22 protein-coding genes and 4 tRNA genes are annotated in these 26,536 nt (G+C 65.6%); 14 read left to right on the forward strand and 12 right to left on the reverse strand.

Annotated elements, in window-relative coordinates; genetic code table 11:
* Positions 1-3 precede the first annotated feature (3 nt).
* The 5 genes from JZY91_RS11390 to JZY91_RS11410 all read right to left on the reverse strand — a co-directional run bounded on the left by JZY91_RS11390 (position 4) and on the right by JZY91_RS11410 (position 7,799).
* Positions 4-3,390 (reverse strand): arabinosyltransferase domain-containing protein, encoded by a 3,387-nt coding sequence (locus JZY91_RS11390; RefSeq protein WP_370639229.1) that lies wholly within the window; start codon positions 3,388-3,390, stop codon positions 4-6.
* An 11-nt stretch (positions 3,391-3,401) separates the two neighbouring features.
* Positions 3,402-5,318 carry an arabinofuranosyltransferase gene (locus tag JZY91_RS11395; protein ID WP_234947954.1) on the reverse strand — a complete coding sequence of 639 codons (1,917 nt, stop codon included), beginning with the start codon at positions 5,316-5,318 and terminating at the stop codon, positions 3,402-3,404.
* 7 nt (positions 5,319-5,325) lie between these two features.
* The gene (locus tag JZY91_RS11400) at positions 5,326-6,090 is read right to left on the reverse strand and encodes a decaprenylphospho-beta-D-erythro-pentofuranosid-2-ulose 2-reductase (protein ID WP_234947955.1); all 765 of its coding nucleotides are present in this window, start codon (positions 6,088-6,090) and stop codon (positions 5,326-5,328) included.
* A 32-nt stretch (positions 6,091-6,122) separates the two neighbouring features.
* Positions 6,123-7,538 carry an FAD-binding oxidoreductase gene (locus JZY91_RS11405; protein WP_234947956.1) on the reverse strand — a complete coding sequence of 472 codons (1,416 nt, stop codon included), beginning with the start codon at positions 7,536-7,538 and terminating at the stop codon, positions 6,123-6,125.
* A gap of 81 nt (positions 7,539-7,619) precedes the next feature.
* A complete protein-coding gene (locus JZY91_RS11410; RefSeq protein WP_234947957.1) occupies positions 7,620-7,799 on the reverse strand; it encodes a hypothetical protein in 180 nt (59 codons plus the stop codon).
* A 74-nt stretch (positions 7,800-7,873) separates the two neighbouring features.
* On the opposite strand from JZY91_RS11410, the gene JZY91_RS11415 reads away from it, so the two are divergent.
* The 3 genes from JZY91_RS11415 to JZY91_RS11425 are packed head-to-tail and all read left to right on the forward strand — an operon-like array spanning position 7,874 to position 9,776.
* Entirely contained in the window at positions 7,874-8,323 is a 450-nt protein-coding gene (locus JZY91_RS11415) for a hypothetical protein (protein ID WP_234947958.1), read from the forward strand.
* A gap of 14 nt (positions 8,324-8,337) precedes the next feature.
* Positions 8,338-9,243 (forward strand): hypothetical protein, encoded by a 906-nt coding sequence (locus JZY91_RS11420; protein WP_234947959.1) that lies wholly within the window; start codon positions 8,338-8,340, stop codon positions 9,241-9,243.
* An 11-nt stretch (positions 9,244-9,254) separates the two neighbouring features.
* Positions 9,255-9,776 (forward strand): GtrA family protein, encoded by a 522-nt coding sequence (locus JZY91_RS11425; protein ID WP_234947960.1) that lies wholly within the window; start codon positions 9,255-9,257, stop codon positions 9,774-9,776.
* On the opposite strand, the gene JZY91_RS11430 is transcribed toward JZY91_RS11425, so the two are convergent.
* Positions 9,721-10,626 carry a glycosyltransferase gene (locus tag JZY91_RS11430; RefSeq protein WP_234947961.1) on the reverse strand — a complete coding sequence of 302 codons (906 nt, stop codon included), beginning with the start codon at positions 10,624-10,626 and terminating at the stop codon, positions 9,721-9,723. The genes JZY91_RS11425 and JZY91_RS11430 overlap by 56 nt on opposite strands.
* Positions 10,627-10,705: 79 nt before the next feature.
* Between JZY91_RS11430 and JZY91_RS11435 the strand changes: the two genes are divergently transcribed.
* The 3 genes from JZY91_RS11435 to JZY91_RS11445 all read left to right on the forward strand — a co-directional run bounded on the left by JZY91_RS11435 (position 10,706) and on the right by JZY91_RS11445 (position 13,472).
* Positions 10,706-11,668, forward strand: coding sequence for a hypothetical protein (locus tag JZY91_RS11435; protein WP_234947962.1), 963 nt, complete (start codon positions 10,706-10,708; stop codon positions 11,666-11,668).
* A 146-nt stretch (positions 11,669-11,814) separates the two neighbouring features.
* The gene (locus tag JZY91_RS11440; RefSeq protein ID WP_234947725.1) at positions 11,815-12,483 is read left to right on the forward strand and encodes a transposase; all 669 of its coding nucleotides are present in this window, start codon (positions 11,815-11,817) and stop codon (positions 12,481-12,483) included.
* The gene (locus tag JZY91_RS11445) at positions 12,480-13,472 is read left to right on the forward strand and encodes a DDE-type integrase/transposase/recombinase (protein WP_234947611.1); all 993 of its coding nucleotides are present in this window, start codon (positions 12,480-12,482) and stop codon (positions 13,470-13,472) included. Before JZY91_RS11440 ends, JZY91_RS11445 begins: the two co-directional genes overlap by 4 nt.
* A gap of 155 nt (positions 13,473-13,627) precedes the next feature.
* Here JZY91_RS11445 and JZY91_RS11450 read toward each other — a convergent pair whose 3' ends face one another.
* Together JZY91_RS11450 and JZY91_RS11455 are read right to left on the reverse strand one after the other, a co-directional pair.
* Entirely contained in the window at positions 13,628-14,443 is an 816-nt protein-coding gene (locus tag JZY91_RS11450; protein ID WP_234947963.1) for an ABC transporter ATP-binding protein, read from the reverse strand.
* 30 nt (positions 14,444-14,473) lie between these two features.
* Positions 14,474-15,322, reverse strand: a complete 849-nt coding sequence (locus JZY91_RS11455; protein ID WP_234949147.1) for an ABC transporter permease — start codon at positions 15,320-15,322, stop codon at positions 14,474-14,476.
* A gap of 166 nt (positions 15,323-15,488) precedes the next feature.
* On the opposite strand from JZY91_RS11455, the gene JZY91_RS11460 reads away from it, so the two are divergent.
* Entirely contained in the window at positions 15,489-16,763 is a 1,275-nt protein-coding gene (locus JZY91_RS11460) for an aminotransferase class V-fold PLP-dependent enzyme (protein WP_234947964.1), read from the forward strand.
* Positions 16,764-16,794: 31 nt separating this feature from the next.
* Here the strand turns inward: JZY91_RS11460 and JZY91_RS11465 are convergent, their stop codons facing one another.
* Positions 16,795-17,778 (reverse strand): NAD(P)H-quinone oxidoreductase, encoded by a 984-nt coding sequence (locus JZY91_RS11465; RefSeq protein WP_234947965.1) that lies wholly within the window; start codon positions 17,776-17,778, stop codon positions 16,795-16,797.
* Between the two features lie 63 nt (positions 17,779-17,841).
* On the opposite strand from JZY91_RS11465, the gene JZY91_RS11470 reads away from it, so the two are divergent.
* Positions 17,842-17,929 (forward strand) — tRNA-Ser (locus JZY91_RS11470).
* Positions 17,930-17,975: 46 nt separating this feature from the next.
* On the opposite strand, the gene JZY91_RS11475 is transcribed toward JZY91_RS11470, so the two are convergent.
* The gene (locus JZY91_RS11475) at positions 17,976-18,491 is read right to left on the reverse strand and encodes a DUF4433 domain-containing protein (protein WP_234947966.1); all 516 of its coding nucleotides are present in this window, start codon (positions 18,489-18,491) and stop codon (positions 17,976-17,978) included.
* A 108-nt stretch (positions 18,492-18,599) separates the two neighbouring features.
* On the opposite strand from JZY91_RS11475, the gene JZY91_RS11480 reads away from it, so the two are divergent.
* Positions 18,600-18,690 (forward strand) — tRNA-Ser (locus JZY91_RS11480).
* 1 nt (position 18,691) lies between these two features.
* Positions 18,692-18,767 (forward strand) — tRNA-Arg (locus tag JZY91_RS11485).
* A 151-nt stretch (positions 18,768-18,918) separates the two neighbouring features.
* On the opposite strand, the gene JZY91_RS11490 is transcribed toward JZY91_RS11485, so the two are convergent.
* Positions 18,919-21,063, reverse strand: coding sequence for a hypothetical protein (locus JZY91_RS11490; RefSeq protein WP_234947967.1), 2,145 nt, complete (start codon positions 21,061-21,063; stop codon positions 18,919-18,921).
* A gap of 266 nt (positions 21,064-21,329) precedes the next feature.
* Between JZY91_RS11490 and JZY91_RS11495 the strand changes: the two genes are divergently transcribed.
* From JZY91_RS11495 to JZY91_RS11510, 4 genes are all read left to right on the forward strand, one after another.
* Positions 21,330-21,405 (forward strand) — tRNA-Arg (locus JZY91_RS11495).
* An 82-nt stretch (positions 21,406-21,487) separates the two neighbouring features.
* Positions 21,488-22,849 carry a magnesium transporter gene (gene mgtE, locus JZY91_RS11500; protein ID WP_234947968.1) on the forward strand — a complete coding sequence of 454 codons (1,362 nt, stop codon included), beginning with the start codon at positions 21,488-21,490 and terminating at the stop codon, positions 22,847-22,849.
* Between the two features lie 93 nt (positions 22,850-22,942).
* Entirely contained in the window at positions 22,943-24,688 is a 1,746-nt protein-coding gene (locus JZY91_RS11505) for a hypothetical protein (protein ID WP_234947969.1), read from the forward strand.
* The gene (locus JZY91_RS11510) at positions 24,648-25,490 is read left to right on the forward strand and encodes an LPXTG cell wall anchor domain-containing protein (protein ID WP_234947970.1); all 843 of its coding nucleotides are present in this window, start codon (positions 24,648-24,650) and stop codon (positions 25,488-25,490) included. The genes JZY91_RS11505 and JZY91_RS11510 overlap by 41 nt, the downstream gene beginning before the upstream one ends.
* A gap of 3 nt (positions 25,491-25,493) precedes the next feature.
* Here JZY91_RS11510 and JZY91_RS11515 read toward each other — a convergent pair whose 3' ends face one another.
* The gene (locus tag JZY91_RS11515; protein WP_234947971.1) at positions 25,494-26,513 is read right to left on the reverse strand and encodes a prephenate dehydrogenase; all 1,020 of its coding nucleotides are present in this window, start codon (positions 26,511-26,513) and stop codon (positions 25,494-25,496) included.
* Positions 26,514-26,536 lie beyond the last annotated feature (23 nt).

The raw sequence follows: 26,536 nt of genomic DNA on the forward strand, positions 1-26,536 counted from the left end.
CCCCTATTGGTGCGGGTTGCGGATCTTCATGTGGCCTGGGGTCCACCAACCCCACCGGGAGATGGTCTCATACTCAATCTCCGCCGGCACGGGTGTGGCACCGGTGGAATCGGTGCGCAGCTCATACTTGGCCACAGAGCCCCAGTCGCGCTGCCAATCGTTGCGCAGGTAGCCCGGCACCTCGTAGGAATAGTTCACGGCCTCCGCGGTGGCCAGCGCGCCGCCGCCCAGGAAGTCCTGGAAGCCGGAGAGCTGGGCCTTGCCGGGCGCGTCCGGCATGATGCGGAACTGCGGGATCTCGGTCACGCCGGCGTAGTGGTTGAAGGTGCGCTGGCAGGGGAATTGGAACGCCACCGTCCAGTCCAAAAGACCCGGGGTGTCGGGGTCAATTGCGTCCGTCATTGCCTCAAGCTTCGGGTTGCGCAGCGGCGTGATTGCCAGCCAATCTTTCTCCGCGAGGGACTCGTCCACGCCCACCAGGCGCACCACGTCCGCCTCTTCCGGCAGGTCCGCGATGGGATAGCGCAGGTTCCTCCACGCCGGGGTTGGGCCCTGGTCCAGCATTTCTACGTCGCCGAGGCGTTTAACGGAACCGTCGTCACGCATGGCCCCGTACTCCAGCTTGAGCTCGGTGCCCTCCTGCTCCACGCCGTTGATGTCGTGGTGCGCGATGCGCCCGGCGACGCTGGTGACCAGCAGCGGCGCGTCCGGGTCCGGCTCCGGGAGCTCGAACCAGACGGTGGTGATTTCGGCGCGCTTCGTCGGGTCGTCCTCGAAGGTGCCGGCAACCGGGACGCGGGTGTAGTCCAGGTTGAACGGCAGGCGCACCGTGGAGCCGTTGACGCCGCGCAGGCGGTCGGGGCGGTTGCCCTGCGTGCGCACCTTGGAGGTGGACTGGGCTTCCTCGCCCAGCTCATCCGCCGGCGTCTCCTGGGCGTTCGCGTCCGTCTGCGCGTTGGCGATGACGTCCGTGGTGTTGGAGTTGTCCACCGCGATGAAGGCGGGCACGCCGTCCGGGGTGAAGCCCTGGTTCTCGCCCGCGTCCAGGGAGCGGCCCAGCGGCACGCCGCCGACGGGGGTGAGGAAGCTATCGTTCGTGTCCTGCTCCAGCATCACGTCGCTAGCCAGGGCGCAGCTGTCGCCCTTGAAGGTGCGGAGGTTGCCCATGCCCACGGAGTAGGCAGGGGCCTGGGCCACGTACGCCTTGGCAAAGGTGAGGCAGGAGAACAGCACCATCAACACCGCGAAGATGGCGATTGGGGCGGACATGATGCCGGCGAAGCGGCCGGCGTCCACGCGCGCGGCGGCGTCGAACTCCTCCGCCAGGCCCTGCTTCGCGGCGTCGTACCTGCGGACGTTGTGGGCCAGCGATTGGAAGATGCCCACCACAAACACCAGCAGCGCAATCGCCAGCATGATGCTGTTGGCCTCCACCGCGCGGTACTGCACGGTGCGGTCCCACCACGGGACGCCGAAGGAGGAGACGTACCACCAAGCGTTCCAGCCTGCCAAGGTCAACGCCATGAGGAACAAGGTGGCGGCGATGGCGAACGTACGGTTGCGGCGGGACTGCAGCGCCAGGTGCGACAGCACCACGGAACCGAGCGCGGCCACCGCGCCGCCCACACCGGCGTAGATACCGAAGTGGTGGGTCCACTTGGTAGGCGTGAACATCATGAAGAAGACGGTCAGCGCGATGATCAGCACCATGCGCTCTACCGTGCCCTTGGTGGCGCCCGGGATGCGGCCGTACTTGGCCAGGCCCCACAGGATCAGCACCATGCAGAAGAACAGCACGAACATGGGGAAGCGGCGCGCCATGGAGGCATCCACGGTCTGCTGGAACAGGGTGGCGTAGCGCGCCCACTCCTCGTACCAGTGCATTGCGGGGCCGACCTCCGCGCGCACGGCGGTGGCTTCCAGCACCGTGGCCAGCGTCTGGTCCTTAAACACCGGCACCATCACGGCCATGCCCGCGCCCAGGAAAGGCGCCAGGTACGCAATCCACGGCGCCATCACGGTGCGGCGGCGCATGGTGCGGAAGACCGCGGGCAGGCAGATCAAGAACACGCCCACGGCGGACAGGCCGGTGGGCCCGCACGCCAGGGTGAACGCGGCGGAAATCGTGCCCAGCGCGGCGGGCAGCAGCCGGTCCGTGGCAATGGCGCGCTCAAACAACGCCCAGGTGAGGATCAGGCCGAAAGCGATGATCGGCTCCGGGCGGGTGCCGTTGTTGTACGGCAGCCAGAACGCCAGGAAGACAAACGCCGCCGTCCAATACGCCATGCGGCGCCCGCTCACGGCCTCGCCCAGGCGCGGGAGGATCTCGCGGGACAGGATCCACCAGATCAGGATGCCGGCCAAGAGCGTGGGCAGGCGCATCCACATGGATGCCGTGGACACCCGCGCCAAAAGCGCGAGGATATCGTAGAACGGGGAGCCGAACGGGGCTTCCGGCACGCCGTACCAGCGGTAGTAGTTGGCCATGTAATCCGAGTCATTGGCCACGCGCGCCATGGTGAGCAGGAAGCCATCGTCGGACGTATTGGCGCCCAGGACGTGCCAGTACCCAAGCACCGCAAGCACCACCGCGTCCAGCGGGGTGAACGTGCGCCACCGCTTGGAAAACACCGGGGCGCGCTTGCCGTCCAGCCGGTCCAGGCGCCCCAGGGCCCACAGGCCCACCAGGGTGGAGATCAGCCCCAGCACCATGGCGGCGAGCTTCAGCGCGCTGGGTGTGGAAGTGAAGCGCGAGTTGATGTCGATTGTGGCGTGCAAGCCACCGTCGATAAGCATTTGCCCCTGAGCCGGGTCCAGCTCGGTGTAGATGCCGGTGAGCTGGGGGCGGTAGTCCTCCTCAACCTCCTCCTTGTGGGAGGTGCCGGGGATGGCAACCGTCATCGCGTCCTCCGCGACGGAGATTTCCAGCACGGCACCGTCCGGCAGCGCGGCGACCTGCTTCGGGGTGAGCTCGAAGACGATGTGGTTCAGCGAAGACACCACAATGCCGCCGCCCGGCGCGGTGATGAACAGGCCGCGGTCCGTGGCTTCGGGGGAGGATCCGGGCAGCGTGGACAGGATGGTGGTTTGCCCGGGGCGCAGCGTATCGACGCTAGCCGCAGGCACCGCAATGTCCACCTCCTGCGGCGCGAGCGAGATCAGCGGCGCGTTGACCGCCGTGATCTGGTTGTCCTGCGGCCAGGAGAAGGAGGACTGCACCTGGTTGACCGGCAGCAGCGGCGTGAGCAGGAGCAGCGCGAAGGCGATCAGCCCGGAGAGCGCGGAGACCGCGACCAGGGATTGCGGCGCCCGCTGCGCGCGCACGGTGGTCAGCTGCGGCGGTTGCTTAAGCTGCGGTTCTCGCGGGGTCTCGTTGATCGCTGTAGACACGGTGACTCACTCTACTTCCGCACAACTACCACGAAGGGACCGATCTGGGTTGCGTCCCAATCGTCACCTTCAAACGCCTCCGGGCTGAACATCACGGCCTCATAGCGCACGTTGGGTTGGCTGGGGAAGATGTCGTGCGCCACGTGGGTCTTGTAATCCTCTCCGCTGCCCAGTTCCCCGCGGAAGATGAAAGCTTCCGGCCCGCGCCACTTGGATGCGTCGATGGCCGCGGCGAGCGCGTCCGGGTTCTCGTGCGAGAGCTGCGCCCACTGCACAAGTTCGGTGTTGCGCGGCTCGAATTCTCCCAGCGGGTTGGCGTAGTGGCTGGTGAAGGCGTTGTAGCCGTAGTACGGGTTGTAGGCCATGAAGTTGATTTCGTCGGTGTAAATCACCGCCTCGCCCGGGTTGCGGCCGTGCTCGCGCAGGTACGCGTCAATCTCCGCGTAGTGGCGCCCGGCATCTGCCGGGAAGCGGTCCGCGCGCTCGCCGTAGCCGTCCGTGTCCGCGTAGGCCTGGTCAATGTGGCGCTCATTCTGCGCCGGGATCTGCTGCACGTAGGCCAGGCCGCCAGTGGCGACGATGATGAGCACAAGCGCGGTGATGATCTGGTTCGTCCGCTCGCTAAACGGCGCGGGGTAGAGGAAGTCCACGCCCACCAGCCGCGCTTCCGCCACGCCCAGCACGCCGGCGGTGGCGAAGATGAGGATCAGCAGCACCTCCACGCGGAATCCCAAGAGCGAGGTGCCCAGCAGCGTCGCCGCCATGGACGCCGCCGCCCAGACGTAACACACCAGCGCCGCCAGGGCGAGGGTGGCCACCTCCGGGTCGCTGATCCGGCACACCATAAACACCAGGCCGGCCAGCGACAGCAGCGCCAGCAGCGAGAACCCGAAGAACGGTAGCGGGAAGTACGTCCCTTCCTGCGGCAGGAAGTGGTTGGCCGTGGACTCCGCAGCGTAGCCCCCGAACGCCAGCTGGTACAGGTACGGGCCCCAGGCAATGAGGGCAATGCTTATCGACGCTCCCCCGACCACCAACAGGTGCACAATCGGCGTCCAGGACCGCTTCTTCATGAAGAACATGATGATGGCCAGCACCACCACCGTCAGCGCTGTGATGGCGGTGAACAGGGTGTAGAACGTGGCCGAAATGCCCAGGTAGAGGGTGAGGCCGATGGTGGCGAACCAGGAGCCGTCCAGCGCCCGGTACGCGATCATGGCGGCTGCGGGCACGAACATGGCCACCACGGCGGCGTACGGCTCATCCGGCACTTCGGTGAGCACGACGGCGACGGTGACCATGGCAATCGCGGCCGCCACCGGCAGCGAGGAGGTGAGCCGGCGCCAGATCGGCGTGAGCATCGCGGCGGCTGCGGCCAGCGATACCAGCGCCCACGGCTGGTAGACCTCCCAGCCCGGCATGCCCAGCACATTGGCCATGCGGCCGCCCAGCCAGAACCACCCCATGGGGTAGAAGGTGGGCAGGTCCACGTAGTTCATGTCCGCGTGGGATGCCGTCATGGTCATCCGCGACAGGAACTGTGTGCGGAAGCCCTGGTCCACCTGGATGCCGTCTAGCCAGAGCCGCGTGGAGGCGAGCGGAATGCCCAGCGAGGACACCACCAGTCCCGCCGGGACGAGGGTGATCACTGCCTCCAGCAGGGGGTGCTTGGACCCGCGCAGCCAGAACCAGCAGCTGAAGGTGAGCAGGACTAGAAGCGCGAGCGATACCACCGAGGCTAACGCCCGCGTGACCATGGAAGTGTTGTACGCGGGGAAGGAGATGGTGTGCAGGACATACCAGGCGGCGAGGGCGAGTGCCCCGCCTGCCAGCCCGAACCCGATGACCCGTAAGACGGTCCCTCGCTCAGAAATCTCATCGGGTGCATACGTGGCCACGCGCAGTTCGCGGCTGACAACCGTACTCATGCGCGCCTTAGAAGTTCAGCCGGCGCATCACCGGTGCCGGGATGTGCTGCAGCACCATGGAGATTGGACCGAAGAGACGGTGCACGAAGACGGTGCGCTCGCCCTTCAGCGCCGCGGACACGGCAGCTTCTGCCACCTCTTCCTTGTCCACGGTCAGCGGGGCCTCATCCAGACCATCCGTCATCTTGGTGCGCACCTGGCCAGGGCGAACCACGGTCACGTGCACGCCGTCCTTGCGCAGTGCCTCGCCCAGCTGGAGGTAGAAGCCGTCCATGCCCGCCTTGGATGCGCCGTAGACAAAGTTGGAGCGGCGCACCTTCTGGCCGGCAACGGAGCTCATGGCGATGATGGTGCCGTGGCCCTGGCGCTTCATGGCCTGGCCCAGCAGCACGCCCACGGAAACGGGGGCGGTGTAGTTGGTCTGCGCAGATGCCACGGCCTTGGCCTGGTTCTGCCACAGTTCCTCCTGGTCGCCCAGGGTGCCAAAGGCCACCACGGCAACGTCCACGTCGCCGTCTGCGAAAGCGGCGTCAATCACCGCGGGGTGGGAGGCGAAATCCAGCGCGTCGAAATCAATCAAGCGCACGTGGCCGGCGCCTGCGGCCTGGACGGTTGCCACTGCATCGTCGATACGCGGGGAGTCCCCGCGCGCGGCGAGGGTGACGGTGGGGTTGCCGCCGCGGGAGATGAGCTCCGCGGCGATGGCCAGGCCGATCTCGGACGTGCCGCCCAGGACCAGGATGTGCTGTGCTTGTCCTACTGCGTTCAGCATGGTGTGAAAGTTCCTTTCCTAGCGCAGTGCGGCTAGCTCAGTTCGAGGCGGCGCGACATGTCGGATGCGAAGACGCCGGTGGGGTCGATTGCGCGGCGGGTTTCCAGCCAGCCAGCCATGCCGGGGTACATGGCGTGGAACTTCTCGGCGCTGGTGCGCGATTCCTTGGCCAGGTAGAGGCGGCCGCCGAACTCCATCACCTGGTCATCCAGGCGGTCCAGGAACTCGTTCAGGCCGTCGCGGATGGGGAAGTCCACGCACACGTTCCAACCCTTCATCGGGTAAGACAGCGGGGCGCGGTTGCCCTCGCCGAACAGCTTGAACACGTTCAGCGCGGTGTAGTGCCCGGAGGACTGGATCTGGTAGATGATGTCCTTGAACGGCTCCACGGCGGTGGTGGGCACCACGAACTGGTACTGCAAAAAGCCGGCATCGCCGTAGCCGCGGTTCCACTCGCCGATCAGATCCAGCGGCTGGTAGAACTGCGTCAGGTTCTTAATGTCGTTCTTGCTCGGCGCGCCCATGAAGTAGTAGGCCTCGCCGATCGCGCGCAGCGTCAGCTGGTTCATGGTCCAGGACGGGAAGATGTCGGGCACCGTCATCAGCTGCGGCGCCTTGAACTTCAGCGGGTCCTTCGCCAGCTTCGGCGCGAACTCCTCCAACTGCGCAAGCGTTGCAAGCGAGCCGCGGGAAATGGTGGAACGGCCCGTCTTCGGCGGCGCGGAAATCGCGTCGAACCACGCGGAGGAGTAGGTGTAGCCCTCCTCCTGGCCGTGGGAGTGCTCCTCAATCGTCTCGTCCAGGGTGCTGGTACGCACCGTGTCGGAGATGAAGTAGGCGGTCTCCGTGAACGTCATCTGAATGCGCGCGCGCAGGATGATGCCGGTCAAGCCCATACCGCCGACGGTTGCCCAGAACAGGGTGCCGTCCGGATCATCCGCGGAGCCTTCCGGCTCCAGGTGCAGCACACGGCCGTCCGCGACCAGCAGCTCCATGGAGAGCACGTGGTCGCCGAAAGAGCCCGCGGAGTGGTGGTTCTTGCCGTGAATGTCCGGGCCGATCGCGCCGCCGATGGTGACCTGGCGGGTACCCGGCAGCACCGGAACCCACAGGCCGTACGGCAGGGCGGCCTTCATCAGCTGGTCCAGCGTCACGCCGGCATCCACGTCCACGATGCCGCTCGCCGGGTCGATGGAGTGGATCTGGTTGAGCGCCTGCATGTCAATGACCAGGCCGCCGCCGTTCTGCGCCGGGTCACCGTAGGAGCGGCCCATGCCGCGGGCGATCACGCCGCGGCGCTGGTGCTCCGGCAGGGTCGAGTTTTCATCCGCAACCTGGGCGACAGCAGCCCGGATCACGTCCACGTCCGGGGTGGACAGCACGTGCGCGGTGGACGGTGCCGTGCGGCCCCAGCCGTAGAGGGACTTCAATTCGGTATGCAGTTCCATACCTTGAGAGCCTACCCACCAGGCCCGCAAAACCCGTCCGCGATTAATGTGATCTTACTCCGTGCCTCTGTGCCTCTGTGCCTACAGATCCATGATCTGGCGGATCTCGCCCGGCAACTCATCCTGCGACGTGATCGTCCCGCCGCCGTTCGCAGCGTGCTCGCGCAACAGCTCGGTCACGCGCGCGCGGTCCGCAGAGTCCAACATTGGCAACTCCTGCGACAGAAGCTGCTGCATAAAGTGCGAAAGCATCGGTTCCATACCCGCCAACCCTAGCCGGTCGCGTGCTTGGCTCGGCTGCTGCAACAGCCCCAGTCCCGGTAGCATGAGCTGCCATGCAGGAGACGATCCAGGACGCGGTCGATGAGACCCGCATTGACTACAACGCCCTCGACAACACCTTCGCAGGCCAGCTCATCCAGGCCGGCTTCATCGCAGCACTCGCCGCCGCGCCGGGCTTCACCTCCCGCCCCGCGCTCGCCCGGCTCCTGCTCGCCGGGGCCAACGTGACGACGATCGCCTGTTTCAACGCTTTCGACGAAGACCCGCGCAACGATCTCACCGCGGTGGTTGACGCGGAGCAGGCCGAGCAGGAGAGCGTGGCGCTGTCCTGGGGCGTGCTCGCAGCCCTTGGCGCTGCTGCCACCGCGGGCGTGGCCGCAGCGGTGAAAATCGTGGATGGGGTGGCATCGCGGTTGGGTCAGGCGGGCGTCGATAAGCCCAATGCCCTCGTCGGATGTGCGGCGGCTGCTGGTTATATCGTGGCGAAGCAGCTGCGAACGTAACTATATTCGGCGCCATGTCCAGCACCCTCTATAGGTCCGACTACCTGGCGCCGGTGATCAACCTCACCGCCGCCAGGGCGCGGCAGCGTGCCACCGGGGACCCGGACGTGGGGGACACGCTGATGGTGCGGTGCGCGCTGGTGTCGGATGATGAGGTGTACCGCTGGGTTGGTATCCACGAGCACACCACGATCAAAGAGTGCCGCGTGGTGGTGGCCACCATCTTCGGCATCGATGCGGAGGCAGGCGTGGTCGGCGCCGAGGCGGATGATGCGCTGGAACTCAACGAAGTGCTGCGCGCGCCGGGCGATGCCACGTCCTTTTCCTATGGGCTGTGGCAGTTCGGGATGCAGCTGGCGGATGTGTACGCGCGGGATGAATCCACGCCGCCGTCCGTCTGCGTCGCGGGCACGGGATCCTTCGGGGACACCGAGTTCGACATTGCGAAGGTGAACGCCCAGCTATTGGGCGTGGAGCGCGTGAAGGAACTCGAGGCGCTGGTGCGCGAGGACGCCCGCGAGGTGATCGGGCGCGCCACTTCGCACGACTTTGTGCCGCTGATCCAGGCGCTGGGCGTGGCCGCGGGCGCCGGGGCGGGGGCGGGCGCGGGCGCTGGGACGAGCACCGTCGGGCCCGCCGCCCGCGTGGACCCGGAGCGCCTGGCCGCGCTGCCGGTGGAGACAAAGCCGCAGGAACGCGACGCGTTCTGGGCCACCACCTTGGCGGCCGCGTGCTGCGCGGACGAGGTAACCACCGGCTGGCTCACCGAATCCATCATGCGCTCCCTCGGCTGGGAGGACTTGGACGCGGGGCAGATCCGGCAATTGTGCGCGTCGTCGCTTGCGCAGCTGGATGAGATCTCCGCCGATATGGGCGTGCTGGAGCGCTTGGATGTCTACCGCGACCTGCTTCGGGGGTAAGCTAACCCGGCGTGAGTTCTAGTGCCAAGACCGAGGCTTTGAAAAAGCAGCTGGTCCCGTTCATCATCATCGGTGTCGGCTGCGCGGTACTGGACTTCGGCGTCACCTTCTCGCTCACCGAACTCTCCCCGCTGTCGCGCGACATGTCCAAGGCCGTCGGCTGGTGCGTGGGCACCCTGGTCGCCTACGTGCTCAACTCCCGCTTCGCATTCCACGCGCAGGTCAACGCCAAGAAGGCCGGCGCCGTCATCCTGCTGTACGCCTCCACGTTCGCCGTCCAGCTGCTGCTCTACCGCTGGGCCGCCGTCCCGCTCACCGCGCTGGGCTTCAACAAGTTCTTCCGGGACCTGTTCTCCTTCGTCATCGCGCAAGGCGTGGCCACGGTGACCAATTTCGTGCTGCAGCGCCGCGTGATCTTCCGCCAGGAAACGAAGATTATTGAGGCGGCGGAACCGGACGTCGTCAAGCAAAAAGCCCCTATGGGCGACGGAAATCCTCCCGTGCCCCCATCCGCAGTAGCTTCAGCCAGTTAACAAAACCGCGCGGATCGCGCCGCTGGATCAGGAAGAACCAGCCGAAACGCACCACTTCCTGCAGCTTCATCTTGTGCATGCCGCGCTGGTTGATGATGTAGCCGCGGTTGCGGTACGTGAAGTAGCGCTTCGCCTCATTGTCCGGCCACTGCGCGTGCGCGCGCCCGCCCATGATGGGGTGGAATTCCCCGGAGCCGTCCGGGTGCAGGTAGGTCGCCGTCAGCGCCGTGCCGTACTTGAGCCCGCTCTGCGCTAATCGACGGTGGTATTCCACCTCATCGCCCCTAATGAACAGCCGGTAGTCCGGCACGCCGATGCGCTCCATCGCCTCCGCGCTGATGAGGGCGCCGTTGAACAGGCTGGCGTACTGGGGCAAGAAATCTCCCTCCAGCTCCGCCGTGGTGCGCTTCCACGTCAGGCCCTGGCGCAGGGGGAAGGCGAGTTTGGCGGGGTCCTCGATGTTGGCCACGACCGGGCTGACCTCGTGCAGACGGTGCTTCCCCGCCACGCGGTACAGCTCCTCGAGGGTGCCGTGGTTGGCCGGGCGGCCGTCATCGTCCGCGCACCAGATCGCGTCCGCGCCGAGTGCGAGGGCGTGCAAGAAGCCGTACGCGAAACCGCCCGCACCGCCCAAGTTGGTGTGGCTGGGCAGGTAGACGGCCTTGTCCTTGGCCAGGGTGTGCACGAGGTCTTGGACTTCCTGTTGCGCGCCGTTGTCCACCACAATCACCCACTGCACCGGGTGCGTCTGGTTCACCACCTGCTCCAACGAGTGGCGCAGAAGCTCCACGCGCTTGTGCGTGACAATGACGGCGGCCGTTGTGCCGGTGGAATTCAACGTGGCGGTCATGGGCTTCATTGTGCCGTATGGGTGGGGGTGGATTTCGAGCGCCACGGAACCGCTGCGGGTCAACCGGAGTCTAATACCTATGAAGCACCTCGAAGACGGCATGTATCTAGAAATCGGCCACCAACTCCTTAGCGGCACCACCCAATTCCATCCGGACGCGCTCGAACCGATCAACGATCGGTTTTGGATGTTCAAATCAGACTGCCCGAATCTGGATCTGACGTATGCCTCCGCCCGGGCCAATCCGGGTCGGGTTCGCTATACGACGCCAGCCGCACAGCGCGCCGCTGCCCACATAATGACGGAGCCGTCCTACGTGCTCACCGGGTTTGGGGCGCTAGCGCTTTATGGGTTGAGGTATCTGACGGACGGCACAGACACCGTGTTGATGGGATCGAAGGTAGTCAGAAAACAAGCTCCTACCACGACGATGCCGGCAAAGGTACGTGGCTCAATGCGTCCCGACGAGGTATGGAACGTACGTTGCGGCGATATTTCGGTCCAAGTAGCCGCTCCCCATGTAGCGCTTGTGCAGGCGCTAAGGCTGGTCAAGCGTGGCGATGCCAAGTGGAGTGTTATCAAAGTACCTGGAGCCGATCCTGAATTTGTGCGTGCAGTGCAATTGGTGGATGCCTGCCGGAGATTCCTGCGCGTGCAGCCGATGGACATTTTGAAGGCCGGACACAATCGGGTGGACGAGCGCTGGCTAACCAAGGTCGTTCGAGCTTCCTCGTATCAGGCGGATTCGCCTAAGGAAACCGAAATGCGCTTCCTGGCGACGCGGTTTGCGGCGAAACACGGTTTCACTCTGGTTGAACAGTTGCCGATTTACCGGGATGGCAAAATCGTGACCACGTTCGACCTCGCCCTGCTAGAGCCAAGGATCGGTCTGATGTACGACGGTGGTCATCACGACGAGCGGGAACAGCTTGTCAAAGACGACATGATCAACATCGACTTAGCTGCGGAGAAGTGGACGCCGGCCAGGTTCCGGAATGAGACGTTGCCGCTCTTCGAACAGAAGCTGGAGGGGTTGCTGTAGCCCCTGCCCGGGCTCGCGGGGTGCCCGGGCTGATGGTTGTTCTTGAGGCCTACATGCGCTGTAGAGATCCACCGGGATCCCACAGAAACACCCATTTGGGACTGAAGCTTTCCTGTGAACCGTCGGCCATCGGTGAGGAGTTCCAGATGAGTTATCCGTTGGCGGTTCGTGAGCGTGCCGTCGAGCTTTACGGCAAGGGTCTAGAGCCGCAGCAGGTACGCGCCCGTTTGCGTGAGGAAGGTGTCGATCCTGTTCCCTCGGCGGCGTCGATTTGGCGGTGGGCAGTTGATGCTGAGCACGGTGTTGAGGTGGATCATCGCCGGCGCAGCCCGAGTGAGATCGCCGCAGCGGTGCGGGCGGCATTGACCTCACCGGGGTCGCTGCGGGAGATGAGCCGGCAAGTTGGTGTGTCGCCGGCTACGTTGTCGATTTGGGTCCGCAGTTTCGCTCCTGAAGAAGAGACGCGGCGTGGGATGAGCCCTGAGCAGCTAGAGCAGGCGACACTGTGGCGTGTGGAACAACATAAACGCCGCCCGCGCAAAAGCGCATCGCCGCAAGCTTCCAAGCCGTCTAGCGCTAAGGCTGCCAAGATTGCCAGTGAGCAGCACGTGACGCAGCTCGATGATGCTGCGTTGCCGGATGATCCCGAAGAGCTTAAAGCGATGTTGCGCCACGAGCGGTTTTTACGGCTTGCGGATAGGGCCTTGTTCGAGGCTGCGATGGAGTCGGAGGGAAAAGCCCCAGCCCGGAGACGTTCGACAGCGTGGTCGTCGCTCAAGCTGTTCAGCGACTCCGGGCGCACGGATATCAAGTGAAAGCCAGCTGCGAGCACTTCGGGTTGAACCCGAGCACCTACAAGCATGCGTGCCGGCGGTTAAAGTACCCGACGTCGAAGCGCAAAGCTGCCGCAGCGGCGGTCATCGCGGTGTCGAAAGCGAGCAACGGCATCTACGGCTACCGCAGGATCTTGGCGCTGTGCAGGCAAAACGGGTGGACGATAGGTGAGAAAACAGTACGCGCCATCATGTACGAAGAAAACCTCACCCCGAAGTCCAAGCGCGCCATGAGGTACCGCTCCTACAAAGGAGAAAACGCCCACCGGCCGGCGAATAAGCTGCTCATCGGGGACCTGGATGAAGCAGCGGCCGCAGATGTCGTTGTCTCGCAGGGCTACTCGCGCGAAGCACGCAGGCGTCGCGCTGCCCTTGAGCCCGACTTGGTTCACGACTTCTACGCCGATAAACCGAACGAGAAGTTCGGCACCGACGTCACTGAGTTCGCCTGCCGAGACGGCAAGGTCTTCTTCAGCCCCCTGATCGACTTCCATGACAATCTGCCCGTCGTCTATACCATGAGCACCAGCCCGAACGCCGCGCTGACGAACACCATGCTGGAGGCTGCGTTGGCAACCTTCCAGCCCGGAACCAAGCCGGTCATCCACTCCGACCGCGGGTGGGCCTACCGCCACCCGGAATGGGTCGGCATGCTCACCGACCCCACCCACGACCAGGCAGCATGCGACACCTGCGACCCGGGCAAACCCTGCGACAACGCCTGGGTTGCAATCCCATCGTTGTCGCGAGTCGGCAAAAGCGGCGATAACGCCAGGGTGGAAGGATTCTTCGGCCTGCTCAAAAGGGAGCTCTACGCCGCCGGAATTAACTCCGAAAAGATGGGCACCGAGGACTTCATGGACTATCTTGAAACCCACCTGGACTGGTTCGTCTACGAAAGGCTCACCACACACCCAGGTAAGGGCTACACAACCCTGGCAGAGCGACGCGCTCTAGCCACAGCTACCTAACAAACACGACTAGATGGCCACAGAGGTTCACAGGAAAGCCGCAGTCCCTTTTTAGGGCCTTTCTGTAGAACCCCGGTGGATTTCTGCAGCAGAGGGCCCGCGAGCCGGAGCGGGACGCCCGCGCATAGGCCCGCGAGCCGGAGCGGGGCCCGCGCTCAGACCCGGGCGCCAGGTCCCGCCGCGGTGGGGCCGTGGAAGCGGTCCACCAGCTCGGCGACGTACTGGCCGGCCTCGGGGCCCTCGTAGGCCTCCACCACGTCCGCGACCAGCCCGGCCTGGCGGATCTCGCCCTTGTCCACCCACAGCGCGGTGTTGCAGAGCTGGGCGAGGAAGTCGTTGGAGTGGGAGGCGAACACGAGAATGCCGGAACGCTCCACCATCTCGGCGAGGCGCACGCGGGCTTTGTTCATGAATGCGGCGTCGACGGCTCCGATGCCTTCGTCGAGAAGCAAAATCTCCGGCTCGATGGAGGTGACCACCCCGAGGGCGAGGCGCACGCGCATGCCGGTGGAGTAGGTGCGCAGGGGCATGTTGAGGTAGTCGCCGAGCTCGGAGAAGTCCGCGATCTCGTCGATTTTGGATTTCATCTGCTTGCGCGTCTGGCCGAGGAAGAGGCCGCGGATGATGATGTTCTCGTAGCCCGAGATCTCCGGGTCCATGCCCACGCCGAGGTCGAAGACGGGGGCGACGCGGCCGCGGACGAGCGCGGTGCCGCGGGTCGGCTCGTAGATGCCGCTGAGCAGGCGCAACAGCGTGGACTTGCCGGCGCCGTTGTGGCCGACAAGGCCCACGCGGTCACCCTCGCGAAGGTGCAGGTTGATGTCACGCAGCGCCTCGACGACGACGGTGTTGGAGGCGTTCTTGCCAATGCGGCCGCCGGCCGTGGCCATCATGGCCTTCTTCAGGGAGCGTGACTTTGCGTCGAAGATAGGGAAATCCACGCAGGCGTTGTAGGTGTCAATGGAAACCATGTCGATCCTTTTCTCCTGTGGCCTGCCCGGTTACACCCAGTAGGGGACGCGGAAGCGCATCTGCTTCATGGCGAACAGCGTGATCACTAGGCCCACCGCGGTGCAGCCGAGGACAATCCACCAGTGGTAGTCCGCCAGCGGACGGCCGATCAGCGGGGCGCGGACAATCTCCAGGTAGTGGTACAGCGGGTTGATCTCCGCAAGCAGTGCGCGCTGCGCCACCTCGCCGCCCTGGGCTTTCAAGGTCTCGGTGGTCCAGACGATCGGCGTGACGTAGAAGAGCAGCTGCACCAGCGCCTCCAGCAGCGGGGCAACGTCGCGGTAGCGGGTGGCGATGATGCCGAACAGCATGGCCACCCACACGCCGTTAAGCACCAACAGCAGCAGCGCCGGCACGGCCAGGAGCGTGTGCACGGTCAGCGGGATGCGGAAGATGATCACCAGGATCAGCCAGATCACCATGTTGTGCGCGAAGAACAGCAGCTGGCGCCACACCAGGCGGTACACGTGCACGCTGAGCGCGGAGGGGAGCTGCTTGATCAGCCCCTCGTTCTCAATGAACACGTTGGAGCCCTCTTTGATGCAGCCGGAGATGAAACCCCACACGATGAAGCCGACGGTGACGTGCGGCAGGAAGTTCGCCACGTCGATCTGGAACAGCATGGAGTACAACAGGCCAAGCGCCAGCGACATCACGCCGGTGGCGATGGTGATCCACAGCGGCCCGAGCGTGGAGCGGCGGTAGCGCTGCTTGATGTCTTGCCAGCCCAGCTGGAGCCACAGTTCGTGCTGGCCCCACCCGCGCACAAGGTCGCCCCAGGCCATGCCCCAAGATTTGGACTTGGATGGCGGCGTGGCGTCCCCCGGCGCACTGGTCATGCGGGCGGCGTCGGCCCGGAGCTTTTCAAGATCCTGCACGGATTTCACCCTAGCGCTCGCGGGCGGGATTTCCGGGATCGGCCCGAGCTGGCGGTATGCGTGGGTGGGGGGCAGCGTGCATAATTGGGATTCAATTCGGTCCGAGACGGCGAGGAGGGGAAGCGGCGTGTCCTACGACGTAGCGGGTGTGCGCGGGCTCTACACCTCGCTTTCGGACGGGTGGATTTACCTCAACGCCCACGACACCCCCCAGATTCCCGAGCGGGTCTCATCCGCAGTTGCGCGCAGCTTCCGCATGTCCGCGGCCGTGCCCCCGCCGGAGCCGTCGCGCGGTACCCACGTGCGCGAGGCGGTTGGCCGGCCGGAGGGTGAGGCGTTCTTGGCGGATGCCCGCGCCGCCGTGGCCGATCTGGCCGGCGTGAGCCCGGAGCGCGTGGTGCTGGGCCCGAGCCTGCCCGCGCTGTACATGGCGCTGACCGCCGCGATGCGCCCGCTGTACCGCCACAACTCCTCCATCGTCCTGAACAACGTGGATCGGCCCGCGCTGAACACCGTGCTCACCAGGGCGAACGCTGAGGTCCGCTGGGCGCAGGCTGACCTTGCCACGGGCGAGCTCCCCGCCTGGCAGTACGACGGGTTGGTGGACGGCTCCACCCGCCTCGTCTCCATCCCCGCCGCGCATGCGCAGCTGGGCACGGTGGTTGCGGTGCGCGACATTGTGGACCGGGTCCAGGGCCGCTCCAGGGCTTGGGTGCTTGTCGACGCTTCTTCGTACGCCCCCTACCGCCTCATCACCTTCGATGATTGGCGGGCCGACATCGTTGCATTGGACGTGGCTGAACTGGGCGGGCCGCGCGTTGCCGCGCTGGTGTTCCGGGACGAGGCAATGCTGCGCCGCTTGGACGCGGAGTTGTTGGCCGCCCCGCAGCTCACGGTGTCTGAGGGTTTGGCCGGCGGCGTGTCCGCGGCCGTGGACCACTACGCGTCCCTGGCTGGCGTTGGCGCGGGTGCCGGCGGCGGCGCAGTGGGTGCTTCTGGCGTAGCGGGCGCGAACGGCAGCCCGCGCCAATCCCGCCGCGCGCGCCTGGCCATCTCCATGAACGAGATGTCCGTATATATGGAGTCGCTCCGCGAAGACTTGGAGACGTTCCTGGGCACCCTGCCGGTGGTGCACATCGTGGGCATTACCGGCGAGGCCGCCGAGCACGCGGACGCGGACCGCATCCCGCGCCTGACTTTCGGCGTGCGCGGAGTGCCCTCGGCCACGGTGCTGCAGCGTTTGGTTGCGAACGGGATGGTTGCTACGGAGGCGTCGGCAAGCACCCTGCTCCAAGACATGGGTGTGTTTGAGATGGGCGGCGCGGTGACCGTGGGGCTCGCGCCGTTCAACACCCAGGCGGACATTGTGCAGCTGACGCGCACGGTGGCCAGCCTGGCGTAGGCGGGGCCAGGCCGATGGCCCCGGCCCGGGACTAAACCTCCGCGACCTCGAGGACGAGCTTGCCGGTGTTGTCGCCGGAATCCATGCGCTCGTGGGCTTTTGCGGCGTCGGCAAGCGGGAACGTGCCCGTGATGGTGGGCTTGACCTGGCCAGATTCAATGAGCGGCCAGACGTGCTCCACGGTGGAGGCGACGATGTCCGCCTTCATCGGGCGCGGGCGGGCGCGCAGCGTGGTGGCGTGGAGGGACTGGCGGCGCGGCATCATGCGGCCCAGGCTAATTTCGCCCTTCGGGCCGCCCTGCAGCGCGATGACCACGATCTGCCCGTCCAGCGCGAGCGCCTTCACGTTTGGCTCCAGGTACGGCCCGCCGACCACGTCCAGGATCACGTCCGCCCAGCCCTTGAGCTCCTCGGCGAACTCCTGCTCCTTGTAGTTGATGGTGATGTCCGCGCCAAGTTCCTTGCAGTACTCCAGCTTCTCCGCGCTTCCGGCGGTGGTGGCAACCTCGCAGCCCAGCGCCTTACACAGCTGGATGGCGAAGGAGCCGATGCCACCGGAGCCGCCGTGGATGAGCACCTTCTTCGGGCTGCCGTCCGCGTGCGGCTCGTGCACGCCGGCCAGCATGCCCAGGTTGGACCACACGGTGCAGGCCACCTCGACTACGCCGGCGAGTTCCGTGAGGGTGAGGTTTGCTGGCCTGGGCATGAGCTGGCCCTCCGGGACCGCGACGTACTCTGCGTAACCGCCGCCTGCCAGCAGGCAGCCCACTTCCTCGCCCTTCTCGCGGCCCGTGGTGCCGGGGTCTTCGATCACGCCGGCGCACTCGAGGCCGATAATCTCGGATTCGCCCTTCGGCGGCGGGTACTTGCCCTCCGCCTGGACAAGGTCTGCGCGGTTCACGCCGGCAGCGACAATCTTGACCAGTACCTCCCCGTCCTGCAGCTCTGGGGTGGGTACGTCCTGCAGTTCGAGGGAGCGGGGGTTTTCAGCGTCAGTGATTTGGATAGCCTTCATGCGCCCCAGGGTAGTGGAGCAAATGGGGTGCGCGTGGGGCTGTACTGTAGACTTTTCCGAGTTGGAGACGTGGCAGAGCGGCCGAATGCACCGGTCTTGAAAACCGGCGAGGGTCACACCTCCGGGGGTTCAAATCCCCCCGTCTCCGCCAATTAACTTTGCGGTGCAGGGCGTGGGCACCCTGCCTGCGGGCGCAGCTACGCCAGCTCTTCCGGGAACAGCTCCGGCATGGTGTGGAACTGGCGCTCACCGTCAAAGTCGCTGGCCACGCCGCGCAGGATCTCAATCGCGCGTTTGGTCGCCGGGCGGTTCTGGCCGGCGACAACCTGGATCTTCTCAATCGGGAACTGGCCACGCACCTGCACCACTGCGGAGCTGTCGGTGCGCTGCGCAAATTTCTCACCCAGCAGGCCCGGAACTTCGTCGAGGGTTTCCACGGACTGCACGTCGGTGCCCGCGCCGGAGCGGTCGCTCAGGCGCCAGTTTCCCTCAATCTCGCCCAGCGGCACGCCCAGCAGCACAATGTTGTCGCCCGCCTGGCCCAACGCGTAGGACTTCGGGGTGAGGTAAAACGGCACGGATCCGCTGTCGCCCGCGAGGGGGCCGGCGGTGAGGGAGTCTAGGTCCGCGGGGAACCAGACGAGCCAGTTAGCAGTGTCGGAGTGGTCTCCGCGTGCGGAGAAACCGGAGTTCAGCCAGGTGTTGAGTTTCATGTGCCCGAGTATACGGACGATTGTTGTGCCGGTGCCGGGCCAAATTCGCTGCTCGCCCGCTCGCGGTTTGGTTGCTAAACGGGGGTGCTCTAGACTTAATCGAGGTCTGGAGACGTGCCAGAGTGGCCGAATGGGGCTCCCTGCTAAGGAGTTGCCCTCTTGACGAGGGCCGCAGGTTCAAATCCTGTCGTCTCCGCCACGCGCCCGTAGCTCAACGGATAGAGCATCTGACTACGGATCAGAAGGTTGGGGGTTCGAATCCCTCCGGGCGCACCAGTTAAAAGTCCTGCTCAGCGGGGCTTTTCTTGCTTTTCGACGCTCGCTTGTCGCGCCCCGTTGGCTCCGATCTCTCGCTCTGCCGGGGCACACATCGGTAGGCGGACGGCAAAACGTGCCCGCCGAAGCAGGGGCGCGAATCAGTCGTTTCTTAAGCGGTCGGCTCGCCGAGTCGCGTTGTGGTGATGACCGGGACCTCGACCGGAGCAACCTTGGGGCTGCAGGTCATGGCCACCGCGAAAATGGTGGCTGCGAGGGCAACGCCCACAATCCCGCCCCCGACTGCGGTGATTTGCTCCGGGGCAATGCCGAATTGGCCAACGATGTCGTTGAAAGCGCCCGCGGCGATGGCCGCGGAGTTATCCAGCGCCGGCAGGTTCAGCGTCTGTGCGAGAGCGACCGGGATCATCAATGCCAGCGGAATGCCCAGGGCAGCAAGGGAGGCGATGCAGCGCGGGTCCGAAAGACCGCCGGTTGCCGCGTTCACGCCGTCTCCATCCTTGCCCTGGCTCCTGCTCCGGCCCGGGAACACGCTGCCCGAAGCTTGCACAGCGCCGGGCTGGACAACACCGTTGCCGGAGACTGCGCCGGGCTGGACAACACCGTTGCCGGAGACCGCGCCCGGATAAACAACGCCGTTGCCAGCGACGTGGTTGCCGGACCCGTTGTTGCTGGCGTTGCCAGTTGCGACGACGGCACTCGGGTGGATCACGCCATTGCCAGTGACAATGGGGTTAGCGTTGCCCGTGACAACCGCGGAGTTGTTGGATGCGTTATTGCTGCCGTTGCCAGTGGCAATAACTGCACTCGGCTGCACCACGCCGTTGCCGGTGACATTGGCGCTGTTGTTGGAACCATTGTTGTTCGCGTTTCCGGTCACCACCGGGTTCACGTTGCCGGTAACCACAACGGCGCTCGGTTGCACCACGCCGTTGCCGCTGACAGTCGCACTGTTGTTGGAGCCGTTGTCGCGGATGTCTACCTGCACGGTCGGGTTGGCGTTGCCCGTCACCTGGACGGTGTTGTTGGAGCCGTTGTCGCGGATGTCCACCTGCACGGTCGGGTTCGCGTTATTGGTGATCGCCACGCTCGGGTTGGCGTTGTTGGTGATAATCACATTCGGGTTGCCGTTGTTGGAACCGTTGCCGGTGATGTTGACGGCACTCGGGTGCACTTCAACGCGCACCAGTCCGCCGCCACCGCCGGTCAGTCCACCAAGGAGGCCGCCGATAACGTTGCCTGCGGTCCCCGCGATGTCCTTGCCGTCCGTCTTCGGGTTCAGCGCCTTGATCGGCAGAGTGCGGTTGTAGGTCTCCGCGCCCTTGGAGAACGTGACGGGGATGTCTTTCTCGTCACCGCTGGAGAAGGTGGCGGGAGCCTTGATCACGATCGTGCCGTTCTCCACGGCTACATCCCACCCGACGGTGCCGATGTTGTCGAAGCCTTGGCGCTTCACCACGGTCACGCCCGCCGGCACGGTCCAGTCGTCCACAGCCTTGGACTGGCCCTTCTCAAAGTCGACTGTCTTGCGTCCTTCGCCCAACCAAGGCATATCCTTAGCCCACTCTGGCGGAATTTCCTCGTCCACGACGTTCACGCGCAGCGTGGTGGTGTACGCGGAACGGCCTGGTTCCGTCACGCGCACTGCGATGTCAACCGGGCCGGTCTTGAACGCGGTGCCGGATTGCGGGCGGCGAAGCACCAGCGTGCCGCCATCGTTGCGGAAACCCCAGTTGAAAATGGTGTTCGTCGTCGGTTCCACCCTGGTGTTCGGGTCCAGGGAAAGCTGCTGGATCTTCGCCTCGTTGGCGTTCCAGAAGTTTTCGGTGGTGTAGCGCTGGTTGAACTTTTCGCGGTCCACAGGCGCCGGCGCGCTGGACGGCGCCGGGTCGGTGTTCACATCGACCACGTTCACCCGCAGGGAGGTGTTGAACGCCGCCCCGTTCGCTGGGGTAACTCGCACCGGAATATCCACGTTGCCGGTCTTGAACGCGGTGGATGACCTTGGGCGGATAAGGTACAGCGTGCCGTTATCGTTGCGGAAGGTCCAGTTGAAGATCGTGTTCGTGGTGGGCTGCACGATGTCGCCCGGCTCTAGGGCGAGCCCCTGCACCGCAGCCTCGTTCTTCCGCCAGAAATTGTCGGTGTTGTACCGCGCACCGAAATCACCGGCCGTCACAGCCGCGGCAACCGGCAGGAACCCAGCCTCCGGCACGGTCACTAGCGGGGCGACGAGGGCGAGGGACAGCGCACTCGCCGCAACAACGATGCGGCGCGGGCGGACGGCTTTAGCCATGGAGAGCTCCTTGCGTAGATGGGGCGCCCCAGCCGGCACGTGGCCCGCAGATGCGCAGTAAACATTCGGTCTCATTGAGGTAACGGGACCAAGTCTTGCACCGCCAACGCCCCGCTCCCCGTCGCGACACGTTTCAAACCTCAAGCATGTCCCACATCCCACACCCGACGAACGCCCACCTAACCTGCGATTTTGTCCCTCCCCGCACTAAGGTGTAAGGTTCTACCTCGTTGTTAACGCAAGGTTTACCAAGCGTGGCACGGAATGCGCCCGTAGCTCAACGGATAGAGCATCTGACTACGGATCAGAAGGTTGGGGGTTCGAATCCCTCCGGGCGCACCAACCAAAAGCCCTGCTCAGCGGGGCTTTTTTGCTTTTCGACGTCCACCACAGCCGCCACACCGTCACCAGAAAAGAGGCCCAGATGTCCACCATGCAACAGCGTGATGCCCTGCGCGAGCTAGAGAAAGTCGTCGAGACGTGGATGCGCGGGGATGACGCGGAGCAGATCTCCGGGCTGCTCGCGGAGGCGGAGATTAACGACATCATCCGCCTCATCGAGCGTTCCCCAGTCAAACGCGGCGCCGTCCTCTTCCGCCTGCTCCCGCCGGCCCGTGCCGGGGTGGTCTTCGACGCACTGGATCCGCGCCACCAGGCGGATATGGTCAACGCGCTGGGCAGCGACACCGTCGGCGCGTTCTTCGAGGAGATGGGCGCGGAAGACCGCGTCATGCTGCTGGATGAGCTTCCGGGCTCCGTCGCGGAGCAGCTGCTCAAAGACCTCAGTGAGAAAGACAAGGAAAACACTGACGCGGTCCTGGGGTACGAGAAGGGGACCGTCGGCCGTGTGATGAGCCCGGAGATCCCGGAGATCTTCCCGGAGATGACGGCGCACGAGGTGCGGGAGCTGCTGCGTCAAGAGGAAGAGCACCTGGAGACGCTGTATACCCTGCCGGTGATCAACGAGGAGCGCCAGCTCCTCGGCATTGTGAAGCTCCGCCGCTTGTTTTTGGCCGACGGCGGCACGGCGGTGGGCGATTTGGTGGAAGAGTCGCCGTCGGTAAGCGCGGTAGCGAATGCGGAGGAGACCGCGCGTTGGTTCCTGCCGCTGGGACTGCTGGCGCTGCCCGTGGTGGATTCCGGGAACTGCCTGGTGGGCATTTTCACGTTCGATGAGGCGCAGCACGTGGTGGAGAGCGAGGACACCGAGGACAGCGCCCGCCAAGGCGGTTCGGAGTCCCTGAAGCAGCCGTACCTGTCCACGCCGTTGACCAAGCTCGTTCGCTCGCGCATTGTGTGGCTTCTCGTCCTCGCCGTCTCCGCGATCCTCACCGTCCAGGTGCTCGACATCTTCGAGGAGAAGATGGAGCAGGCCGTCGTGCTGTCGCTTTTCATCCCGCTGCTCACGGGCACGGGCGGCAACACCGGCAACCAGGCCGCGACCACCGTCACCAGGGCTCTTGCGCTTGGCGACGTAAAGAAATCAGACATCCTCAAAGTCATGTGGCGCGAAGTTCGCGTGGGCCTGATGCTGGGTGCCGTGCTCGGCGGGCTGGGATTCGCACTTGCGTCCCTGGTGTACGGCCTGGATATGGGCATGGTGATCGGCCTGACGCTGCTTTCAATCTGCACCATGTCCGCGACCGTGGGTGGGGCGATGCCGATTGTGGCCAAGACTGTCGGCGCGGACCCGGCGGTGTTCTCCAACCCCTTCATTTCCACGTTCTGTGACGCCACGGGCCTGGTGATTTACTTCCTCATCGCCACATCCATCCTCGGGCTCTAGAGCGATTGAGAAACACCTCTTCGCCCAGTACATTAAGACACGGCTATCTGGGCCCGCGGTTTCCGTGCGCCCAAAATGTATTGAGAGGTAACTATGAGGATCACCCCGAAGACTCGCACCGTCGCTGGGCTGTCGCTGGCAGCCGCGGTTGCTGGCACCGTCGCTATTGCACCTGTGCAGGCGCAGGAGCCGACTGAGACCACCCCGGCGCCCGCCTCGACCCAGGAGAAGGTTGACACCGGTGCCGTTGTCCGGGGGATCAACGGGATTCAGCAGAACTTGGAGAAGCTGAACACCAAGGTCGTGCGCCCGGGCAGCGGTACCGCCCACGCGCGCTACTCCGTCAGTGGCTGGACCTACACCGCGGCGGCGTACAACCCCGTCAACAACCGCATCTACGCCATTTCCACGGGCGAGAACGGCAAGCCGGCTGGCCACCTGCTGCGCATGTTCACGGACCGCGAGGGCGTGTCTGACCTCGGCGCCCTGAGCCTGGGCGCCGATTTCCCCACGAACACGATCGCATCCGCCGCGTTTACCTCCCGCGGCGAGCTGGTCCTGTTCTCCGGCCCGAACTTCCGCGTCTTCGACCTGTCCAAGGACAAGGTGGAGGGCGAGGTCACCAACATCGCCGCCGTCCGCGCGCGCACTGGGGAGCTTTTGCTTGACGACGGTGTGGGCAACGTCGGCGTCCCCAGCGCCTGGGCCTCTGTTGTCGCCGACGGCAAGGCGAAGGAGCTGTACGCCGTCTCCCGCGACCCGCAGGGCGCTCCGTACCTGTGGACGCTGAACATTGATTCCGGCCGCGTCCAGATCGCGCCGCTGCAGGTTGCGACGGGCGTTGACCTGGAGCCGATCGGGGAGCTGAACTACGCGTTCACCAAGGACGCGAAGGATGCCAAGAGTGCCGCCACCCTGGTTTTCGCGGACGATCAGGCCCGCACGATCGAGGTGCGCGACGGCGCTGTCGTGGCCACCTACCTGGGCCGCGAGATTGTGGATAACTTCCGCGAGATCGCGTACCTGCCCAAGGGTGCCGGCTACAAGGCCATGACCCAGTTTGCCAAGCCCGCGCCGGAGGCGGCCGAGGCCGCTGCTGCACCGGCGGGCGAGGGCGTGCAGGCATACGACACTGCTGTGCCGTCCATCCCGACCGTGATCGCCCCGCAGTTCGAGCCGACCGCGTCTCCGGTCCAGACCGCGCAGGTTGAGGCCGGCGCACCGGCCCCGGCAGAGGTTGCGGACCGCCCGGTGGTCTTCACCGTGGTGGATGAGAAGGGCCACTCCCAGCAGGGCGTAGACATTGAGATCGAGGGCACCGACATCTCCGGCGTGACCGACAAGAACGGCCAGGCCAAGCTGGACGTGCCGGGTGTGGATGTTGTTGCCAACGTGGACGGCGCCGTGTCCGTGGTCCGCGCGGATGCGCAGTCCCACCGCGTGACCCTGCTGGCGGACAAGACCGTCTCCGTCACCCCGAACGCGGAGGGTGTGTATGAGGCCCACAAGCTTGCCGTCACCGTCAAGGACGTCAACGGTCTCGCCGTGGAAGGTGCGACGGTGACTGGCCTGGTGGGCACCACCGAGGTGTCGGTGCAGACCAATAAGGCCGGCCTGGCGGAGATTGACATCCCGGAGCTGAAGACCAAGGAGGCGTACAGCTTCAAGGTGTCCAAGGACGGCACCGTCCAGGACTTCACCGCCACTAGCGATGACCAGGCGAAGTCCGTCACCATGGCGAACCTGATCATCGCCACCGCTCCGGTGACCACCACTACCTCAGGCGTACAGCTTCAAGGTGTCCAAGGACGGCACCGTCCAGGACTTCACCGCCACTAGCGATGACCAGGCGAAGTCCGTCACCATGGCGAACCTGATCATCGCCACCGCTCCGGTGACCACCACTACCTCGACCACCTCCACCACCCGCCGCAGCACCCAGACCACGGGTGCCCGCTTCCACGACGCGACCATCCGCGTCCGCGTGGTCACCGAGGGCGGCGACCCGGTGCAGGATGCCGAGGTCTACAGCGTGGACGGCCTGAACATCCAGACCCGCGGCGTGAACTACACCTCCGGCCTGACTAACCGTTACGGCGAGGTGGACGTCTTCATCCCGGGCAACACCGGCAACGGCCAGAAAGTTCGCCTGGGCATCCGCACCGCCCCCAGCGGCTACAGGACCGTGACGCAGCAGGTGGACCGCGACGAGGACGGCGTGACCATGACGCTGCCTAAGGCGCCGACCACGACGTCGTCAAGCAAGTCCCGCCCCCAGGAGATCCTGGAAGTGATCAACGAGGTGCAGCCGCTCATCGCTGCCCTGGGCGGTTCCGCGGCGATCGGCGCTGGCCTGCGCGGCCAGCCGGTCACCACCACCCGCTCCGTCCCCGCCGGCACCTCCGTTGTGCTGACCGGCACCAACCTGGCCGGTATGTCCACCGGTCGCACCACTAGCGTCCCGCAGGCCACCGGCAGCGTGGTGGTGGAGAACACCCGCACGACCACCAGCGTGTCCGTGGAGGTCTACGAGGAGCTGGCCAACACCGGTACCCCGATGCAGGCTGTGATCACCCTTGGCCTGCTGTCCGTGTTGGTCGGTGGTGCCTATGTGGCTATGGGGCGCCGTCGAGAAGCGTAGAGCTTAGAACACCTCGACGCGGCCGCCCACGGCCTCGATCTGCTGCAGCTGCTTCACCCACCCCGGTCCGCCGGGGTGGACGCGCATCACGGGGCGCGAGGAAATCCGCACCGGCGACACGGACTCGCGGCGCGCGCCGGAACGCGCGGCCATGCGGGTGTGCGCGCGGTTGCCGGCCTCCGCGAGGTACTGCATGTCCGGGCGCTCGGCGCTCAGGCCTTCGCGCGCGCCCTCCAGCAGCCCGATGAACTCGTCGAGCACCTTGACCAGCTGCTCCGCGTTCGTCTCGCACATGTTGCGCACTAGCGAAGGCTGCGTCGCTGCCACGCGCGTCGCGCCCTTGAAGGAGCCTGCAGCGAGCGACTGCGCGAGCGTGTTCCCGCGGTCGCCCACAATGGACAGCGCCTCCGCGATCACGTGCGGCAGGTGGGACACGCGCGCCACGGCCTCGTCGTGCTTCGCGGCGGACACGGGCACGGCCTCCGCCCCCACCAGCGACGCCATGCGGCACACCTGCGTGAACAGCGCCGCCCACCCCTCGGGTACGCGGTCCGAGGCCGCCGCGAAGTCGTACGTGACCACCCACGCCGCGCCCGCGAACAGCCCCTCGTGCGACGCACCCCAGCCGGAGGACTCGGTCCCCGCCATCGGGTGCCCGCCCACGTAGCGCTCGAGCATTCCATGCTTTTCGACGATCCCTTCAACCGGCCCCTTCACCGAGACCACATCGGTGATTCCGCAGCTCGGCGCGTGCTCCGCGATGGCCACGACGATGTCCTCCACCACGTCGAACGGCACCGCGATGACGATCAAGGCGCCGTCTGCCTCCGCGCGCGCGAGCACCGCGGGCAGGTCCGTGGACACCTCGAAGCCATCCGCGGCGGCCTGGCGCGCGCCCGCGTTGGAGTGGGTGTAGCCGTAGACGCGCTCGCCGGCCTTGGCCAGGTCGCGCATCAGCGAACCGCCGATCAGGCCGTTGCCGATGATGCAGACGGGGGGCAAAACGTGTGCGCTGGCGTTCATTCGCTTGAGTCTATCCCCGCGCG

This window comes from Corynebacterium sp. CNCTC7651, assembly GCF_021496665.1.
Taxonomy (GTDB): Bacteria; Actinomycetota; Actinomycetes; order Mycobacteriales; family Mycobacteriaceae; genus Corynebacterium.